Here is a 19994-nt window from a genome sequence, read left to right as displayed (position 1 = left end):
CTATGGTGCGTGTCTGGGTACTGCGACCGTCGTGGTAACCAATAACAATCGACAACCGGGGATCAACATGACCTTTAACAAGACCTTGATGGCCACGCTGGTGGGTGCGGCCATGACCGGCTCCGCCTTGCTGCCGATGACTGCGCTTGCAGAAACCACCCTGCGTGTCGGCTACAATGCCGATCCTGAAACGCTGGATATTCACGAACAGCTTTCCGGCGGCATGCTACGTTTCTCCCACCTTTCGTTCGATCCCTTGGTTCGCTGGACCAAGGATTTCAAATTCGAACCTCGCCTGGCGACGTCCTGGGAGCAGGTCGACGAGACCACGCTACGCATGACTCTGCGCGACGATGTCACGTTTCATTCAGGCAATCCATTCACTGCCGAGGATGTGGCCTGGACCATCGAGCGGCTGAAAGAGAGCCCCGATTACCGGGCCATCTTCGAACCTATCACCCAGGTCGAAGCGATCGACGATACGACCGTCGAAATCAAGACCGCCGAGCCCTACCCGCTACTGCTTAACCTGGCGACCTACGTCTTCCCGATGGATAGCCAGTTCTATTCAGGCACGACGGACGGCGGTGACGAAAAGAGTGAAATCGTCAAGGCTGGCAACTCCTTTGCTTCGCGTAATGTCTCGGGTACCGGCCCGTTTGTCGTCACCGAACGCCGCCAGGGTGTCCGCGTCGATTTCGAACGCTTCGATGACTACTGGGACGAGGAATCACCGGGTAATGTCGATCGCATCGTACTCACCCCGATCAGCGAGAATGCGGCCCGTGTGGCTGCCCTGCTCTCCGGGGGTGTGGACTTCATCGATGCCGTACCGCCCAACGATATGGATCGCGTGCGTGAAGCCAATGGGGTCAACCTCATCGAAGTGCCCGGCACCCGCATCATCGGCTTTCAGCTCAACGAAGAATTGGTCGAGGCCTTCCAGGACCCCCGCGTCCGCCTGGCTGTCGACTACGCTATCAATCAGGAAGGTATCGCCGATCGACTCATGCGCGGCTTTGCAACCCCGGCGGCGCAGTTCTCTCCGGAAGGCTATTCAGGCCACAATCCGGACCTGACACCGCGCTACGACGTGGAACGTGCCTTGGAGCTCATGGCCGAGGCAGGCTACGAGGATGGGTTCGAGGTCGACATGATCGCACCCAACAATCGTTACGTGAACGATGCGCAGATCGCCCAGGCCGTGGCCAACATGCTGGCACGCATCAACATCAAGGTGAATCTGCGCACCATGCCGCTGGCACAATACTGGCCTGAGTACGATACACGCCAGTCCGACATCGCAATGATCGGTTGGCATGCCGACACCGAAGATAGCGCCAACTTCTTCCAGTATCTCTCTGCGTGCTTCGACGAGGAAACCGGGGCCGGCCAGTACAACTACGGCAGTTATTGCAACGAGGAAATCGACGCCCTGGTTGCCGCGGCCGACACCGAGACGGATACCGAGAAGCGCCAGGAGATGCTGCGTGAAGCCGAGCGCATGCTTTACGAAGATGCCGGCTACATCATGCTGCATTGGCAAAACCTGGCCTATGCGGCCCGTGAAGGTGTCGATGTCGAGCCTGTGCTCAACGCTCTCGATTTCCCCTACCTGGGTGATCTCGTCGTAAAAGAATAAGCGCTACCTGCGTTTCGCCTACCGCGCGTCCTCCGGCTTTGCCGGGGGGCGCTGCGACGTTGTCATGATTATTTTCTAAAGGTGGCGCAAGCCATGATTGCTTTCCTGACCAAGCGGCTAATGCACGCCATTCTGGTGATGTTCGTCATCAGCGTTCTCGCCTTCGCCATCCAGGGCAACCTGGGTGACCCTATCCAGCAAATGGTGGGCCAGTCGGTTCCCGAAAGTGAACGTGAGGCCCTTCGCGAGCGGTTCGGCCTCAACGATCCCTTCCACACTCAATACTTGCGCTTTGCGGCTAACGCGCTGCAAGGCGATTTCGGATTTTCCTACTTCTATCGTGAGCCGGCACTCGATGTCATCGCACGGCACCTGCCTGCCACGCTGGAGCTGGTGTTCGGCGCCACATTGATCATCGTGCTGCTCTCGGTGCCGATCGGTGTCTATAGCGCGATCAAACCCCGATCGCCGATTTCCCGATTCTTCATGGGGGTGTCGATCATCGGCATCTCGGTTCCGGTCTTCCTCACGGCGATCGTCCTGATCCAGATATTCTCGATCGGGATGACCGTATCGCTATTTCCCCAAGATACGGCCTGGGGTAGCTGGCTCAACGGTTTCCTGTCCACCGAAGGGGGGATGCCCTCCTTCGGTCGTGGGCAGGACTTGACCCACATGGTGGGTTACTGGGATTCGAACTTGTTCACCCTGGGGGGCTTGCGCCACCTGGCACTCCCCTCGATCGCGCTGGCATCGATCATGCTGCCCTTGTTCATCCGTTTGATTCGAGCGGAAATGCAGGAGGTTCTGCAATCCGAGTACGTCAAGTTCGCTCGTGCCAAGGGGATATCGCTTCGACGTATCTATTTCGTCCATGCGCTGAAGAATACCCTGCTCCCCGTCATCACGGTCGGCGGCGTCCAGATCGGCACCATGGTGGCCTACACCATTCTCACCGAGACGGTTTTTCAGTGGCCTGGCATGGGCCTGATGTTCATCGACGCCATCAACCGTGCCGACATCCCGCTGATCGTCGCGTACCTGATGATCGTCGGTGTGATCTTCGTGGTCACCAATACCTTGGTCGATCTGGTCTACGGCATGGTGAACCCCACCGTGAAACTGACAGGTAAGCCTGCATGAGTACCTACGCTTCCCCTACCCCGACCCGCTGGGCCAGGTTTCGCGACTCCTATTTCCTGTACAGCTTCAAGCGTACCTGGAGCGCCCAGCTTTGCCTGGCCATCTTTGTAAGCCTTGTGATCATCGCCTTCCTGGCGCCCTGGTTGGCGCCTACCGACCCCTATGATCTGCGTCAGATCGACATCCTGGCCTCGGAGTTGCCTCCCTTCTGGATCGCAGGAGCCGACGAAATGTATATGCTGGGCACGGATGCCCAGGGCCGCGACCTGCTGTCGATCATTCTATACGGCACGCGCGTCTCGCTGATCATTGGCTTCGGTGCGGTGTTGTTGCAGGCGCTGCTCGGCGTAACATTCGGCCTGTTGGCTGGCTACCTGGGGGGACGTGTCGATGCACTATTGATGCGTCTGGCCGATATTCAGCTCTCCTTCTCGACCCTGATGGTCGCCATCGTGGTCGGGGCCATCGTCAAGGCTACGCTGGGCAGCAGTTTTTACAGCGAATATGCCGTATTGATGCTGATTCTCATCATCGGTCTGGCGGAATGGCCACAATACGCACGTACCGTGCGTGCCTCGGTGCTGGCCGAGAGAAGCAAGGAATATGTCGATGCGGCCCGTGTCATGGGGCTTGGGAGTCGTCGCATCATGTTCCGCCATGTGTTGCCGAATACGCTATCGCCGGTCTTCGTCATCTCCACGGTCCAGATCGCCAACGCGATCATTTCCGAGGCGGCCCTCTCCTTCCTGGGTCTCGGCATGCCGGAGACCCACCCGTCCCTGGGCTCTTTGATCAAGTCCGGTTTCGACTACATCCAATCAGGATCGTGGTGGATCACCTTGATCCCCGGCGTGGTCCTGGTGGTATTGGTACTGACCATCAACCTGCTGGGTGATTGGGTACGAGACGTCATGAACCCACGCCTCTACAAAGGCTGAGGAGTAAACCATGTCCCTATTGAACGTCACCGACCTGGACGTGCGTTTCGCCCTTCGCCAAGGCGAGGTTCGGGCGTTGCGCAATGTCAGCTTCTCGCTCGATCGTGGTGAGCGTCTGGGTATCGTGGGCGAATCCGGCGCCGGGAAATCGGTCGCCGCATTCTCGTTGCTCAACCTGATCGCGAAACCCGGCTTCATCGCCGGTGGCAGCATTCGTTTCGATGGGCAGGAACTCAATGGCATGTCCGAACGCTGTTTGCGCAAGATCCGCGGAAACCGGATATCCATGATATTCCAGGATCCCATGATGACCCTGAATCCGGTGCTCTCGATCGGAGAACAGATGGTCGAATGCCTCAAGGCACACCGGCGTATCTCGAGCCGTGAAGCCAGGACCATTGCGCTTCACAAGCTTCAGCAGGTGCAGATACCCTCGCCTGAAACCCGGCTCGACCAATACCCGCACGAGCTTTCCGGCGGCATGCGGCAGCGCATCATCATTGCCATTGCCCTGCTACTTGATCCTGACATCATCATTGCCGATGAGCCGACCACGGCACTGGACGTCACCATCCAGGCCGAGATCATGGCATTGCTGCTCGAGTTGTGCGAAAAGCATAATGTCGGCCTGATCCTGATCACGCATGACCTGGGGGTGGTGAGCCAGGTGACCCAGCGCATGTTGGTCATGTATGCCGGTCGCGTCATCGAGGAAGGTCCTACCCGGGAAATCATCAATGACCCACAGCATCCCTATACCCAAGGGCTGATGAACGCCCTGCCGCAGATGGCCACGCCAGGCGAGCGACTCAATCAGATTCCCGGCAGCATGCCATCATTATCGAAGCTGCCTTCAGGCTGCGCTTTCCATCCACGCTGCGGCTTCGTCAAGCGTGCCGATGGGCAGCCACGTCGAGCCTGTCATGACGTGATCCCGGACTTCGTGGAATCGGGAAATTGCCGTGTCGCATGTCATATGGTTGCCGAGATGCTCAACGGCGAGCCTAGCCTGGCCAAGGAGGAGACCCCATGAACCGAGTTGCTCAGGCCCCCGCCCTGGATTCGCAGATCCCGGCTGCTCCCGAGCAGGACCGTCAGGCCTTGCTGGAAATTCGCGACCTGACCAAGCGCTTCTCCCTGTCCGGCGACTTCCTTGAACAGCTGCGCTTCAAGGGTGGCAAGCTCGTTCGCAAGCAGGAATTCGTGCATGCCATCAATGGCGTCAGCCTGGATATCCAGCGCGGGGAGGCGCTGTGCGTCGTTGGTGAGTCCGGGTGTGGTAAATCCACGGTCGCCCGCGTTGTGATGGGGTTACTTTCCCCGTCAGGTGGGGAAATTCGCTATGACGGTGCGCGCATCGACTCGCTGTCATCCCGTCAGTTGCTTCCCTACCGCAAGCGCATGCAGATGATTTTTCAGAATCCCTATGCATCGCTCAATCCGCGCATGACCATCCAGCAGACGCTTGAAGAACCGTTACGCCTGCATCATCCGGACTGGGATCGCCAGAAGGTGCGTGACAAGGTCGAGGAAGTCATGGCTTCGGTGGGCATCGCCCCCGACTGGGGAAAGCGCTTCGGTCATGAATTCTCGGGCGGCCAGCGACAGCGAATCGCTATCGCCCGTGCCCTGGCCGTCGACCCCGAATTCATCGTGGCCGATGAGCCGATCTCGGCACTGGATGTGTCCATTCAGGCCCAGGTGCTGAACCTGTTGATGGACGCGCAACGCGATAGACACCTGACCTACCTGTTCATTACCCATGACCTGGCGGTCGTCGAGCATTTCGGCACGCGGGTTGCGGTCATGTACCTGGGTACGGTCTGTGAGATCGCACCAACGGCGACCTTATTCGCCACGCCCCGTCATCCCTACACGCAAGCATTGATGTCAGCCATCCCCAAGCTCGAGGATGACCGTCCGCAACATATCCGCTTGAGCGGTGAGGTACCGACGCCGGTCAATCTCCCGTCGGGCTGTGTCTTCCATGCACGTTGCCCCCATGCCAACGAACGGTGTCGTATCGAGATTCCCCGTCTCATTGCCAAGGAGGATGGCAGTCAGGTGGCCTGCCACGCCGTCGAGGAAGGGCGTCTCTAGGAGACGAGGTTATGGAGTTACGCTGGCTGGAAGATTTCGTCGCTTTGGCGAGGACCCGGCATTTTTCTCGAGCCGCTGATGAACAGAACGTATCGCAGCCCACGTTCTCGCGGCGTATCAAGCTGCTCGAGGAGGAAATGGGCACCACCTTGATCAATCGTCAAACCTTGCCTCTCTCGTTGACGCCTGCCGGGGAGGAGTTCCTGGCGCTATGCGAGCAAGTGACAGAGCGCGTTCGCCTGACTCGTGAGCGCATCCAGCATCTGGCAGACGAGCAGGCACGCCGCGTGCTGGTGGCTGCGCCACAGAGCCTTTTGTCGCATGTTTTGCCAAATTGGCTCGCGACCCAAGGTCTGCAGGATCAGGTCTTTCCCTATCTGCGGGCCACGAGCTGGTTGCTCGCCGATTATTTCCAGGCGCTGGAGCGCGGCGAATGCGATATCTCGCTGTGCTACTGGCCGTTGGAGCGCTGCGAAGTCGACCTGGATACCAGTGGTTTTCGCTACCGGGTGATTGGAGAAGAGCGCCTGATTCCTTGCTCGATTGCCAACGATAGTGGTCAGCCTCGCTTCGTGCTGCCGGGCACGCGTCGCACCCCCCTGCCCCTGCTGGCCTATCATCCAAGGGGGCTATTCAGCGCAGCGCTGGCCGCCAATCTGGCCCGACAACCCGAGGCAAGCCATTTCAATGTGGTCAACGAAAGTATTCAGAGCGCCAATATCAAGGAGCTGATTCGCCTGGGCTATGGCATAGGCTGGCTGCCTCAGCGAATGGCACGTGAAAGCCTGGCTGACGGCACGCTGGCCAGAGCCGGAGACGCCCGTTGGGATGTGCCCTTTCAGATTCGCCTCTATCGCCATCGCGGACGTCAGCATCGCGGTCTCGAGGCGCTATGGGAGCATCTCGAGGGCAGCGATCCATCCACCCTCCTTTTCCCGTCGGTCGGAGAACGTACATGACTCGAATCGAGGCACAGCATCTCGCTCATCTGTCGGCCCTGGATGATGCCTACGCCGATAAGCTAGGCCGTTACGGGTATGATGGTGTCGTGATTTACAGTGGTCACGCTCACCTGCATTTCGGCGATGATCATGCCGGCAGCTTCGCCAGTTTCGGTCACTTCCTGCACTGGGTCCCTTTGGCGGGAACGCAGCATTCCTGGCTATTGATACGTCCCGGTCATCGGCCTGTACTGCAGTGGCACATGCCGCAGGATTTCTGGCATTTGAGTACCCCGGTGCCAGACGAGGCGTGGGTTAAGCATTTCGATATTATCGAGTCTAACGCGTCGTCGCCTCCCTCCTTGCCGCCAGGGCGTTATGCGCTGCTCGGCGACGTGCCGAGCGAGCAGGCCCAATCCATGGGTGTGGAGCTCAACCCAGAGCAACTTTGGATTGCGCTGGATGAATTGCGTGTACGTAAATCCCCTTATGAAGTGGCTTGCCTGCGTGAGGCCAACGGCCTTGCCATGGCCGGGCATCAGGCCGCACGCGACGCCTTCGAAGGGGGAGCGGCAGAGCTCGATATCCAACTGGCCTATCTTGCGGCCAGTCGGCAGCGTGAAACCGAGGTGCCCTACCAGAACATTGTTGGGCGCAATGAGCATGCCGGGGTTCTTCACTACCAGCATTACGATATTCGTCCAGCAGAACGCCGATACAGCCTGCTCGTCGATGCCGGGCACCGTAGCCGGGGCTATTGCGCAGACATCACTCGCACCTGGAGTGGTCACGATAGCGACGTGCGTTTCCAAGCGCTGCTGGAGGGGATGAACGCCCTTCAACAAAACCTGGTAAGGCGCATAGCGCCCGGGGTGCACTTCGTCGACCTGCACTGGCAGATGCATGAACAGCTTGGCCGTCTGCTGAAGGAACAGGGTTTGATCGATTGCAGTGTCGAAGCGGCTATCGAGCAAGGCGTGACCTATGCATTCTGCCCCCATGGCCTGGGCCATCTGTTGGGCCTGCAGGTTCACGATGTCGGCGGGCGCCGTGGTCCCGACGGGACAGCCCTGCCGCCACCCGATCGGGCCCCGGCACTGCGTCTGACACGGGAACTCGAAACCGGCATGGTGGTCACGATTGAGCCGGGATGCTACTTCATCCCCATGTTACTGGCCCCCTTGCGCGAAACGAAGGTGGCACACGATATCCACTGGGAGGCGATCGACGCGCTCACTTCGCATGGAGGAATTCGCGTCGAGGACAATGTGCACGTCACCGAGACGGCTTACGAGAACCTGACACCGAGCGCTGATTGAATTGCTGACGTCGTTTGTCAGTACCGTTTGACTGCCGGTATGGGCACGATAAGCTTAGGTAGAGTCAGCCATGAGGCCGGCATGTCACGCTCCATCGTAAACGCCGATTTTCGAGCCCCCTACGTGCTTGGCAATCGCCATGTGCAAACCCTGTTGCCGCGCCTATTGCCGCGGCCAAGGTTGGCTCGCGATAGTGAAATCCTCGAACTGCCTGATGGCGATTTCGTCGAGCTCGCCTGGGCACGCCCCGCACCGCTGGCAGCAGATGCGCCATTGTTCGTGCTTTTCCATGGCCTGGAGGGTTCGTTTGCCTCGCCCTATGCCCGTGCTTTGCTCGATATGGCAGCGAAGCGGGGCTGGCGCGCCGTGCTCATGCATTTTCGCGGTTGCGGTCAGACCCCTAACCGTCTTCCCCGGGCCTACCATAGCGGCGATACCGCCGATGCCTATTGGGTGATCGGCCAGCTGGCGAAGCGCTATCCGACAGCGATCAAGGTGGCTGCGGGCGTCTCGTTGGGCGGGAACATGCTGGTCAAGCTGATCGCCGAACAGGGGGGCGACGGGCTCAATCTATCGGGGGCCATTGCCATCAGTGCCCCACTCGATCTGGCTGCCAGTGCCGAGGCGCTGAACCATGGCTTTGCCAGGGTTTACCAGCGCCATCTGCTGGCTTCGCTGAAGCGTAAGGTAGCCGCCAAGATGGCCAAGGAAGCGCTTCCCATCGACTTGACGCATGAGCAACTCAGGCGCCTGGATAGCCTATGGGCCTATGACGATGCCGTGACGGCACCCTTGCATGGCTTCAGTTCGGCCAGCGACTATTACCAGCGATGCTCGGCAGGACGGCTGATCGGCGACATCGAATTGCCGACGCTGATCCTGCATGCCAACGACGACCCGTTCATGCCAAGCAATCTGTTCGACCGATTACCCGCGCCTGCGGAAGCCGTACGGGTGGAAATCACCCCACAGGGAGGCCATGTGGGGTTCATCGGCATTGAGCGGGGCCGTACCTACCCCTGGCTGGTTCGGCGTGTAGCACGTCAACTCGATGACTGGTCGCTCCTTTTGCCCAAAGCGCAAGCCTGGCTGAGAGAGACCCCCATCAGCCGATCGGACAGCTGACTCCGGTTCCTTTCAAGCCACAATAACCACCCGGATTCTTGGCCAGATACTGCTGGTGGTATTCTTCGGCTACATAGAAGTTATCCAGGGGAGCGATCTCCGTGGTGATGGTCGTGTCTCGGCCTGCGGCCTTGAGTGCCTCTTGAAACTGCTGACGGCTTTGTTCAGCCAACACTTTCTGCTCGTCGTGGGTGGTATAGATTACTGAACGGTATTGGGTACCGATATCGTTGCCTTGCCGCATGCCTTGGGTGGGATCGTGGGCTTCCCAGAAAACCCTCAGCAACTCCGGAAGACCGATGATGCGGGGATTGAATACCACGCGTACCACTTCCGCATGCCCGGTCTGGCCGCTGCACGTTTCCTGATAGGTCGGGTTGGGGGTATAACCGCCTGCATAGCCGACTGCCGTAACGTGGACACCCGGCAGTTCCCAGAAGAGTCGCTCGGCACCCCAAAAGCATCCCAGTCCCAGCACGATCTCTTCGTGATCTTCAGGAAACGGCGGGGTCATGCTGCGCCCCGTGACGTGATGAATACCGGTAATCTCCAGCGGGGTCTCGCGTCCCGGCAGAGCACGCTCAGGGCTGACCAGTCTCTCTTTGCTCGCTCCCCACATGATTACTGCCCTCGTCTTGAAACATGATCGAAGTCATCGCCGGCTCATGGCCGGGATGCTGCCTTGCCCAGGCTGAAACTGTAGATCAGGTCGACGGCCTGGGCTGCCCCCGATACTGCCTGTAGGTAAAGATTACGCATCAGCGTATAGCGCAGCGTCAATTCGGCAATCGGCGAGAAGATGCCCACCCCATAGCTGACCCGAAGATCTTCGAACAGATAGCCGCTGACCACGACCTGACTTTCTTCACCGGTCCCGGCTGTTTCGAGGGAAAGATCGTCGATGCCGAACGCTTCACCCAACTGACCCACAGCATTGCCCGTGCGCGATAAGGAAAGCCCGATCAGGGCCGATGCCAAGGCTCCGTCGGTATCGCCGTCCTCGGGCGCTCGCCCGCGCAACAGATAGGAAAGCGCACGCGCCTCGTCCATGGCCGGTTCGGAGAACACCTCTAGATTGGGTGCGTCGGCCGAACCACTGACGCGCAACCCTGCGATGACATCGTCCTCGGTCACATTGGGGTTTCGAATGGCCTCGAATTGAAGCAGCGGCTGATCGGCGGGGCCACTGAACAATAACTGTCCCTGACGAATCAGCAAGTCCTGCCCAAAGGCACGAAAACGCCCATCGGTGAGGTTCACGTCGCCGAACAGTTGTACCGGCCCCGATTGCTGTCGGACCTCGAGAGTCCCGCTGAGCCCGGTCTCGAGCCCATACGCCTCGAGCAGGATATCGGAGCCCAACACTAGATCTATTCGGACATCGATTTCCATACCGGCCTCGGCCAAGGCTTCGGCAGCCGCGACATCGGCGCCCTCCTGTGCTGCTTCGGTGGCGCGTTCGGCTTCCCGTTGTGCCTCGATCTCGTCACGCCGCGTAATAATGATCTCGTCACTGCTCGGGCTGACCGCTGAAGGTGGCGTCTGACCCACCTCGAGCCGAGCCCACGGGATCTCGACACGTCCACGGACCTGTAAAAGCTCCGGATCGATATCGATCTCAAGATCCGGGGCGATGCGCAAGCGACCGAAGTCGGGAAGAACCGCAAGGATCGGGTCGTCCCGGGCTTCGAGGTCGAGGGAAATCTCCCACGCATCGGTACTTGGCCAGGCCGCCTCGCCATCGATATTGAGGCGTCCTTGCTCCGCTGCGATGAACCCTTGGATAGTCGCCTGGTCCCCCGCCAGCTCGATACCTATCTCACCATCACGTATCTCGACGGGGATATCTCCGCCCCGCGCCTGGAGACCGTTCAAGCGAATGTCTCCAGTAAGAGATGGCGAAGTGAGATCGCCGCCAATAGCGACATCGCCTGAGATACCACCACGCAATCGCTCCATGCCCGCGACCAGACTACGATACGGTGACAAGCGGATGTCATCTAGGACAAGGCGACCCTCGAGTGCCCCCCGATTCATGGGATCATCGATGCCAAGATCAAGTCGCAATTCGCCGGACTCCGCCAGGGTCAGGGATAGCTCCGCTTCTGCACGGGCCTGGTTGGCATCCACCGTCAGAGAAGCTTGCGAAGCGGGAAGCTGCCAAGGCTGGCCGTAAGCGTCCTGACCACTGAGCACCACCTGACTATCGAGCTGTGTCTGAACGGACCAGCGCGTACCGCCCTGCTCCCAGCGAGCCACGACATCGGCATCACTTCCGCCTTGAATCTGCCAGCCCTCAGGCAACGCGTTATTCACCAGATCCATTGGCATGTCATTCAAGGCGAACACGGCGCTTCCTTGGGTGGCACCGGCCTGAAGCGGCTCCTCGATACACAACTCACCACCCTGCTCGCGGCGCAGGCAGAATGGCTCGACATCGACACTACTGGCGTTCAGGTTGGCCGTGAAATCCACAGGGGAAGACAGGCGTAGCTCGCCATAATCATCGCTGTCGATTTCCAATGGCGACACGCGGCCACGGTACCGGCTGCGATCGCTGTTCAGCCCCCCCGATAGGGCTAGCGAAAGACGCGACAGCGGCATGTCCTCGCTGGCATCAGCTTCCACAGTCAAACGGTGGTCGGATAACCGTCCGCTCAAGTCCAGATCGATAGTATCGAAGCGTTGGCCTGCCGCATCGACCTGTTCTATATCCACCTGAGCGTCGAGTTGTGGATCGTCGAATCCGCGGCTCGTCGCTGACAGGTTGAGTCGCTCGACACGATTGTCGGCGAAGCGTAACTGCTCACCCAAGAGTTCCACTTCCACCTGGGGTGACTCCAGGGTGCCCCTGACATCGAACTCGCCCTGCAGGCTCCCGGCCAGTTCGGGGGAAAGCGCTTCCAGTGCAGGAACATCTACGCTCCCGCTCAACGAAAGACGCTCGCCCAGTCGGCCCTGGGCATTCAGACGATTCTCGCCCTGCCTGAAATCAAGGCGCTCGATCTGCCAGTGCATGTCGCTATTGCCAGCTAAGCTGGCATCAAGGCGCATCGGCAAATCCTGCAAGCGGCCGTCCAGCGAAACGTCCGGTACGTCCAACTGCCATCCACCGGGGCCTTGGGCGAAGCGTACCTCGGCAGTACCGCTGATCTGGCCCGAAAGTGCCTCGGTAAATTGACCGGGATCGACCTGCGATAGCCGCAGGTCAGTATTCACTTGAAGACCGTCGCTCCAATCGATATCGCCGTGGCTGATCAAGGAGCCCTGTTCAAGCGCCAATGATAATGGCGACCAGGCAAAATGCTCGTGGTCGCCCTCACCCGTCAAGGCCAGGCGCGTGGATGGGATCTGCGGACCACTGGCCTCCACTGACAAGGCTGCTCGGTAGTCAAGTAGATCGCCTTCGAGACGGGCGAGAAGATTACGTATGCGATAAGGCGTGTCTTCAGGCGATTCGCCCTGCTCGCCTGCTTCCCCAGCGTCCCGGTCGTCATCTTGACCGCTGGGCAGCGGCCAGCGCGCTTCGTCGGAGCGCAGCGTTACGAGAAAGGGCAATGTGGGGTCAAGCGCATCTAACTGGCCATCCAGGCGAAGATCTACGGGGCCTTGCGCCTCGAGTTGAAAATCAAGGTCGGCCAAGCTTCCGTTGACATTCAATGTCAGTGATTCGCCCGATAGCTCCGGAAAGCGCTCCGGCAACCATAGTGTGGTGTTGAGTTCGGCCTCGAGGGGATAGTCGCCACTGAGTTCGATCTGCGCGCTGAGCTCGGCATCCGCTTCCACACTAGCGAGCGCGAGATGCATGATCTGGACGTGACTGTCCCGCGCAGCCAACATGAGCGACAAGCGGTCGACGGTATACTCGAATGGACCCTCGACAGCGAAGTCACTGATCAACAGATGGGGCACTTCGACCCCAACCGGTAGCGTAATGTCGGGGAGCGATAGGCGGGCCTGCTCTTCCAGGGGAACCGATACCTCCTCCTCTATCTGTTCCAGAGCAACGGCAGGAAGCGGAGATTGCCCGGCAATCGCTGAATCGATGGCATCCGCCTGAATCGGAGTAGGTTGATCGGCCTCGCCCGCGTCCAAAGCCAGCATGGACCCTGCCGATACCGGCAGCGTCAGCCGCGCCTCATGCCAAACGGTCGGTGCTAGCGTAACGGTATCACCGCGGGCGTGAACCCCCGTGATAAAGCGATCCCAGGCAAGGTGAGTCCCGTCGGCAAGACGCACATCCATATCGTCGACTATGGCCCTGCGCACCTCGACAGGGAATGGAAACGAGAACGAAAAAGGGCTATCGCCGGGCTCGTTAGGCGATTCCTGTTCCTGCGCCTCGCCACCCTCGAGAGAAACCCGGCCTCCCGCAAGGGTGAGCTCATCGATGCACAACTTGCCACTCAGAATACAATCATCGGCCCAATCCAGTATGAAATGGCGCAGGTAGATATCGGCGGGGCCTGCTTGAAGGCGAAACTCGTCGAGTACCAGTCGATCTAGCGGGGCTCCTTCGGCATGCTCATAGCTGAACCATCCACGTTGCTGCCCTTGCTCGAGAAGCAATCCGGTCCCCCAGGGGGATAACGCAAGGCCCAGGGCAAACAGGACCAGGCCCAATACCCAGATGGGAAGCCAGATGACGCCACGCAGGAGTGTCCAGGCAAAAGACAGTATTCTCAAAACTCAGGTCCGATCGCGAAGTGAATGCGCCACGAATTCTCCTCGTCATCGAAGGGATGGGCGACATCGAAGCGTACTGGACCCACCGGAGAAATCCAGCGCACCCCAAGCCCTGCGCCTGTATTCAAGGAGGCTGGCCCCCACGAATCGAAGGCGTCGCCAGTGTCGACGAACGCAGCACCCCACCAGTCACCAGTGACTCGACGCTGAACCTCCACGCTACCGGTCAACAATTGCTGGCCGCCCTCCAGGCGCCCCTCTTCATCTCTGGGTGCCAGGCTTTCATAAGAATACCCTCTCACGCTTCTGTCACCCCCGGCAAAAAACCGGAGCGAGGGAGGCATGCGCTCGAATTCGTCGGTCTCTATGGTGCCGAGACTAGTGCGTCCCACAAATCGCGTGTCATCTCCCCACATTCTGATCCACTGAGAATCGAGAGTGGCTCTCAGAAACTCGACCTGCGAGCCCCAGGCAGTATTCGAATACTCGACAGCGAGACGCTGTCGATCCCCCCAAGTGGGAAAGCGTGGGTTGCGTGTTCGTGTTCGAGACCAACTGATTCCGGGGTAGAGCAAGAATACCTGGTCCGATACACCTGCCTGGGTATAGTCCTCGAAGGTGGAGCGCAGATATAGATTCTGTACCCAGCCATTGTCGAACTGCCAGCGACGCCCGACTTCGACCGATGCCTCCAGGCTTCGAGTGTCTTCGTTGTCCCGGTGACGAAAACCGTACTGCAGGCGATAGCTGTCGTTGAGCGGGTCTTCCAGCGGCATGATGTATTCGCCGGTGAAGCGCTGCTCGGGTGCCGAGAGGTAAAGGTCGTGGTTCAGGCTGTGTCCGTACTCGTTGAGCCACGGCTGGTCCCAGGAAAAGCTCAACCGAGGGCCAACGTCAGTGGCATAACCGACGCCGACTTCGAACTGATGGCGATCTGCAGGCGTTAGCGTGACATCGAGCGGCACTACGTTGCGTTGCTCGCCACGGAGCTTGCTAGCGGTAACAATAGCGTCTGCCGAGACACGGGGACGCGAATAGGTCGCGAATGAGCGTGAGGGGGACACATTTCCCCCCCCTCGTTCTACTTCATCCCACCAATGGGTGCCGGACACCGGTAACGCCAGGGCGCTTTCCTGCTGCAGGCGCGGACGCACGCTGATCGATGAGAACCAATTGGTCTGTCCGAGGCGTTGATTGTATTCGGCAAGATGGCCTGCCAGGTAAGGATCCCCCGTTTCGAAAGGCAGCATCTGGCGTAAGCGTGCCTCCTCGATCTGGCTGCCTTCGAAACGCACTTCACCGAAGCGGTAGCGTGGCCCGCTGTCGAGCTGCAGGTAAATCCGGGCACTTTCCTCCCAAGGGCGTATCTCCAGGCGGCGGTCACTGAAACCGGAGTCGAAGTAACCTCGTTGCAGCGACAGGTTCTGCAACCGATTGCGCAACTGGTCGTAAGGAGCATGGCGAAGCGGGTCGCCTTTCTTGAGGGGGAAGCCCTCCAGGACTGCCTGAAATTCGTCGTCATCCTTGGCGTCGCCAGTGATGCCGAGTTCCATGTCGGTGATCGTGACGCGGGGCCCGGGATCGACCACGAGATTCACGGCCTCGGGCGCATCGCCGATAAACTCAAGGGTGAACCCAGGTTCGTAGTAGCCAAAGGCCCGCATCGCCTCACGTGAACGGCGCCTGATCTCCGCCTCGAGACGCGCTCGGCTGTATTGCGACGCTTCCAGCCCCGCCAGGTAGTTCTCTATGTTCGTCGCCGGCTCACCTGAGAGGCCATCGACTCGAGCATCCAGTGCCCAGCATGGCAGTGCCGCCAAAAGGCAGGTTGCTGCCATGCTCAGAGGCCCGAGTTTTCGATGTTCCATATCACCTCTTGTCCCTTAACGGCTCTGCAGGGCCTCCAGACTGGCGCTCAGGGCGACCTGGTTCTGGCGCAACTCGGTCAGTTCCGACTGGCTACCGCTCAGGCGGTCACGCAGGTTATCGAGTTCCTCACGCACAGTATCGCGTTGTTCCTGTAGTGTCTCAAGGGTCTCGGTCCGAGCGGCCAGTTGTTCTTCCAGGTTCTCGATGCGCTCGGGCTCGATAGCGGCACGCTCTTCCATGGACGCCTGCAATTCACGCTGCGTACTTCGAAGCGTGCTCAAGCTGTCCGCCATCCCTTCCATACGTTGAGATTGGAACTGTACGGATTCCTCGAAACTCGTCAGCCTCGCGTCCAACCGTTGGCGCCCTTCGTCGCTGGCTCGTTCGATCGCATCGAGGGATTGCCGCTGGGAAGCAACAAGATCCTCTACGGTAGCCAGGGCGGTTTCCAGCGACTCGACTCTCGATTCCAGCGGAGCAAGTTCGCTGTCTTCTATACTGGCGCGGCGTACTGACTCCAAAAGCTGCTCCTGCTCTTCGAGTCGTTCTCGCACCGATGTCTGCTGTTCGATGACGCTGTCGAGCCGCTCATCCAGTGAGTCGACATTATCGGAACGCTGATCGTCGAGAACATCGAACCGTGCGTGCACATTGGAGAGCTGCCCTTCCAGCCGCCGTACCTGTTCACTCATCGCCTGGCGCTCCACCCAGGTGAGATACCCCAGGGTTGCCAGGGCCAGAATCAATACCACCACGACGAACCAGAGTGGCCACTGCCTTGGCTGAGGCGGTTGCCGCATTCGCTGGGCGGCGGTGATGCTGGCATCGGCATCCGGCACGATGGGAGGCGTTCGGCGGTTCTCATCCGGGCGCTCGGCCATAAAAGGCTCCTTGCTCTTGCTCGGTAAATAGAGGGTGACATGCCGTCTACATGACATGGTGAGTTATGGAAACCGGCAACAAATTGGCGGCCCCAGGCCGTGCTGCTATGATGCCGCCACACCACCTCTCGCAGTGGTCGTTATTGTAAGATTTTTTTAGTCAGGACGGATAGCGGATCGATTCCTTGATCTTTACACGCCAACATAGACAGAAAAATCTACCGCTTGGCGGCGGCGTCGCATTGTTACAAAGCGTGGTTAAAGGAACGAACTAGGAGCCTGACATGGTATTCGAACTCCCCGCCCTTCCCTACGAGAAAAATGCGCTAGAACCGCACATTTCCTCTGAAACGCTGGAATATCATCACGGCAAGCATCATCAGACGTTCGTGGATACGCTCAATGAGCTGGTGGAGGGAACTAACGATACCGACCGTTCCTTGGAAGCGATCATCCAGTCTGAAACCGGGGCGCTTTTCGATCAGGCTGCCGAAGCCTGGAATCACACCTTTTATTGGCACTGTCTCTCGCCTCACGGTGGTGGCGAGCCTAAAGGCGACCTAGCCAAGGCGGTGGATACTCGGTACGGCAGTTTCAGTACCTTCAAGGAGCGCTTTAATAGCCAGGCCATGGACAACTTCGGTTCGGGATGGATCTGGTTGCTCAAGACCGAGGATGGCAGCTTGGATATCGTCTCTACCCGAGATACCGATACGCCAATTGCACGAGGTCTAACGCCATTATTGGCGATCGATTTGTGGGAGCACGCGTACTATATCGACCATCGCGATGCTCGCAAACGCTACCTTGAAAGCGTTTGGCAGATTATCAACTGGGATTTCGTCAGTTTGAATTTCTCGTAATTCAGCCGCGTAAGATACGCCTACGTGGCGGAACAAGGCCCCGCTTGCGGGGCCTTCACTGGCCTTTCAGCCGATCATGGATCGGCGCGTCGACCAATGCCGCGATAGGTCAATCCTCGGGCCGCCACGTAAGCGGGATCGAAGATATTGCGACCATCCAGCACCAGGCGTTCGCCGAGCATGTCGCCAAGGCGGCGCCAATCGGGATTCCAGTAGCACTTCCACTCCGTTACCAGCATCAGGGCATCTGCCCCTTCGCAGGCTTGGTAGGGATCCTCGTGGCACAGGGTCATCAATGGATGCGACCCAATTTCTGCCTCCAACGTCGCGAGTGCGGCTGGATCGTGCAATCGGACCTTGACCCCTTGAGCCCACAACGCTTCGAGCAACGTCAGGACTGGAGCATGATCGATACGAGTCGTCCCAGGCTTGAACGCCACTCCCCAGATCGCCACCGTGCGGCCTTCGAGCTGGCCATTGAAATGCGACCAGAGCTTGCGAAACAGGGTCTCCTTCTTGTGCTCATTGATGTCGAGCACACGATCGAGGAGCGCCGAGGCGCGTCCGCTCGCGCTCTGAACGTCAGCCAGACGCATCAGGTCACGAGAGAAGTTCGGCCCGCCGAATCCGCAACCGGGATACAGGTACTCGTAGCCGATCCGCGTGTCGGCTCCCATGCCGAGCCGAACATGCTCGACATCGACGCCAAGGGTATCCGCAAGTCCTGCGATCTCATTCATGTAGCTGATGCGTGTGGCCAACATTCCGTTGATGGCCAGCTTGGTCAGCTCCGCGGCACGACGCGGCATGAGCTGGAAATTGTTACTGCGCCGGTTGAAAGCGCGTAGCAACTCCCGAACCTGCCGACTCGCCTCTTCGTCCTCGCAACCCAACAGCCAGCGCGACGGGCGAGTGAAGACCTGCCAGGCACGCCCCTCCTCCAGCATGTCCGGTAACGCCATGGCCACTTGCCCGACATGACCCAGGCGCGACTCGAACTGCTCTGTCGTACCCACGGGAAACGTGGAATTATTGACCACTACCACGGGGGTCGACTGGCGCTCGGCAACGTGCTCGACAAGCGCTTCTGCGTCCTGGCGCTGGTCGGGCGCCAATGCGAGCCACAGAATGTCCAGGTCGCTCTCCGTCGGGGTGTCGCCCGTCGGATCGAGTATGCGTAACGTGCCGGTCTGACAGCCCGCTTCGAGGTGGTCGTTCAGCTCGGGCTCGCGTGCCAGCCATTCCGCATTGCGCAGGGACGGCCAGGGCAGGCTGCGGTGAGGTATCCACTCGACTTGATGGCCTACACTTGAAAGCGCCGCGGCAGCCGTGGCCGCGGCCAGTTCACTTCCATGAACGAGAACTCGCATCGCATCACTCCTGGCCGGCGTAACGAGCGAGTAGATTCTGGAAGTCGTTGCCGAACTTGGGGTGTTGCTTGCCAAAGGCCAGAATGGCTTCCAGATAGCCCAACTGGTGACCGCAATCGTAAGTTTCGCCGCGCATGCGATAGGCAGCGACCCCTTCGCGCTCGCGCAGGGTGTCGATAGCGTCGGTCAACTGGATTTCGTTCCCGGCACCGGGGGGGGTCTCGGCAAGCAAGGGGAAGATCGAGCCGGGTAGCAGGTAGCGACCGATCACCGCCAGCGTGGAAGGCGCCTCATCGACACTGGGCTTCTCGACCATGCTCGAGATGGCTGCAGATTGGCCAGGCTTCAGGTCTGGATCGTCCAGGCCGACGATGCCGTATTTATGGACCATGTCGCGCGGGACATTCTCGACCATGATCTGAGACTGGCCGGAGCTATCGAATGCATCGACCATGCCCGCCAGGTCGTTCTTATCGAGGCCATGGTCATTGACCAGCACGTCCGGCAACAGAACGGCGAAGGGTTCGTTGTCGCCAATCACAGGCCGCGCGCATAGGATCGCGTGTCCCAGACCCAGGGGTTCGGCTTGACGAATGCTGATGATATTGACGTCATCGGGAATGATACTGCGCAGTTCCTCGAGGAGCTCGGTCTTGCCCTTGGCCTCGAGTGAACTCTCTAGCTCGAAATGCTTGTCGAAATGGTTTTCGATGGCCCCCTTGCTTGAGTGGGTGACCAGAACGATCTCCTTGATCCCGGCTTCCACCGCTTCCCGCACGACATATTGGATCACCGGTTTGTCGACGATGGTGATCATTTCCTTGGGTATCGCCTTGGAGGCCGGCAGGCAGCGGGTACCGAAACCGGCAACGGGGAGAACAGCCTTACGAATCATGTACGGATCCTTCCTGATTTGGGTTAGTGCAGCGTTTTCTATGCCCGGCGGCATCCAATGTCTCGCCGAACCGCGTTATCCAGTCACGCGTGGGATTCGGCCATCCGCGGGGGCTTGCCAAGAGCGTTTCACTCGCTCCCGGCCAAAAATACCGGGGGTTTGCCGTTTGCGCCAGGGCCGATCATGTGCCCCTTATGCCAGCGTCATTCGTTCTTCCGAAAG

The 19994-nt window shown here is 59.3% G+C and carries 15 protein-coding genes; 9 read left to right on the top strand and 6 right to left on the bottom strand.

Translation table 11 applies throughout. The features are described from left to right. Positions 1–67 precede the first annotated feature (67 nt). The 8 genes from JH15_RS00655 (at position 68) to JH15_RS00620 (ending at position 9208) form a co-directional block, all read left to right on the top strand. Positions 68–1642, top strand: a complete 1575-nt coding sequence (locus tag JH15_RS00655; protein ID WP_043526012.1) for an ABC transporter substrate-binding protein — start codon at positions 68–70, stop codon at positions 1640–1642. 93 nt (positions 1643–1735) lie between these two features. Next, positions 1736–2785: an ABC transporter permease gene (locus tag JH15_RS00650; protein WP_043526009.1), complete on the top strand. Its 1050-nt coding sequence runs from the start codon at positions 1736–1738 to the stop codon at positions 2783–2785. Continuing rightward, the gene (locus JH15_RS00645; protein WP_043526007.1) at positions 2782–3723 is read left to right on the top strand and encodes an ABC transporter permease; all 942 of its coding nucleotides are present in this window, start codon (positions 2782–2784) and stop codon (positions 3721–3723) included. The genes JH15_RS00650 and JH15_RS00645 overlap by 4 nt, the downstream gene beginning before the upstream one ends. Positions 3724–3733: 10 nt before the next feature. Continuing rightward, entirely contained in the window at positions 3734–4756 is a 1023-nt protein-coding gene (locus JH15_RS00640) for an ABC transporter ATP-binding protein (RefSeq protein ID WP_043526004.1), read from the top strand. Next, on the top strand, positions 4753–5823 hold the full coding sequence (locus JH15_RS00635; RefSeq protein WP_052383825.1) for an ABC transporter ATP-binding protein: 1071 nt from the start codon (positions 4753–4755) through the stop codon (positions 5821–5823). The genes JH15_RS00640 and JH15_RS00635 overlap by 4 nt, the downstream gene beginning before the upstream one ends. A gap of 11 nt (positions 5824–5834) precedes the next feature. After that, positions 5835–6782: a LysR family transcriptional regulator gene (locus JH15_RS00630; protein WP_043526002.1), complete on the top strand. Its 948-nt coding sequence runs from the start codon at positions 5835–5837 to the stop codon at positions 6780–6782. Then, on the top strand, positions 6779–8083 hold the full coding sequence (pepQ, locus tag JH15_RS00625; RefSeq protein ID WP_043525999.1) for a Xaa-Pro dipeptidase: 1305 nt from the start codon (positions 6779–6781) through the stop codon (positions 8081–8083). Before JH15_RS00630 ends, pepQ begins: the two co-directional genes overlap by 4 nt. A gap of 81 nt (positions 8084–8164) precedes the next feature. After that, complete coding sequence (locus JH15_RS00620) at positions 8165–9208, top strand: hydrolase (protein ID WP_052383824.1); 1044 nt, start codon at positions 8165–8167, stop codon at positions 9206–9208. On the opposite strand, the gene msrA is transcribed toward JH15_RS00620, so the two are convergent. The 4 genes from msrA to JH15_RS00600 are packed head-to-tail and all read right to left on the bottom strand — an operon-like array spanning position 9189 to position 16644. After that, positions 9189–9827 (bottom strand): peptide-methionine (S)-S-oxide reductase MsrA, encoded by a 639-nt coding sequence (gene msrA / locus JH15_RS00615; RefSeq protein WP_043525996.1) that lies wholly within the window; start codon positions 9825–9827, stop codon positions 9189–9191. The genes JH15_RS00620 and msrA overlap by 20 nt on opposite strands. A gap of 44 nt (positions 9828–9871) precedes the next feature. Then, positions 9872–13894: an autotransporter assembly complex protein TamB gene (tamB, locus tag JH15_RS00610; RefSeq protein WP_052383823.1), complete on the bottom strand. Its 4023-nt coding sequence runs from the start codon at positions 13892–13894 to the stop codon at positions 9872–9874. Continuing rightward, a complete protein-coding gene (gene tamA, locus JH15_RS00605; protein WP_043525993.1) occupies positions 13891–15762 on the bottom strand; it encodes an autotransporter assembly complex protein TamA in 1872 nt (623 codons plus the stop codon). The genes tamB and tamA overlap by 4 nt, the downstream gene beginning before the upstream one ends. Before the next feature lie 15 nt (positions 15763–15777). Beyond that, positions 15778–16644, bottom strand: a complete 867-nt coding sequence (locus tag JH15_RS00600; RefSeq protein WP_043525990.1) for a hypothetical protein — start codon at positions 16642–16644, stop codon at positions 15778–15780. 284 nt (positions 16645–16928) lie between these two features. Here JH15_RS00600 and JH15_RS00595 point away from each other — a divergent pair, with 284 nt between their 5' ends. After that, positions 16929–17507, top strand: a complete 579-nt coding sequence (locus tag JH15_RS00595; protein WP_043525987.1) for a superoxide dismutase — start codon at positions 16929–16931, stop codon at positions 17505–17507. 74 nt (positions 17508–17581) lie between these two features. Here JH15_RS00595 and JH15_RS00590 read toward each other — a convergent pair whose 3' ends face one another. Both JH15_RS00590 and galU read right to left on the bottom strand, forming a co-directional pair. Then, positions 17582–18877, bottom strand: a complete 1296-nt coding sequence (locus JH15_RS00590; protein ID WP_043525985.1) for a nucleotide sugar dehydrogenase — start codon at positions 18875–18877, stop codon at positions 17582–17584. 4 nt (positions 18878–18881) lie between these two features. Then, positions 18882–19772, bottom strand: coding sequence for a UTP--glucose-1-phosphate uridylyltransferase GalU (gene galU / locus JH15_RS00585; RefSeq protein WP_043525982.1), 891 nt, complete (start codon positions 19770–19772; stop codon positions 18882–18884). Positions 19773–19994 lie beyond the last annotated feature (222 nt).

Origin of the sequence: Litchfieldella xinjiangensis (genome assembly GCF_000759345.1) — a bacterium.
GTDB lineage: Bacteria > Pseudomonadota > Gammaproteobacteria > Pseudomonadales > Halomonadaceae > Litchfieldella_A > Litchfieldella_A xinjiangensis.
The sequence above is the reverse complement of the archived record's forward strand: the minus strand, read 5'-3'. Positions and strand labels throughout refer to the sequence as shown.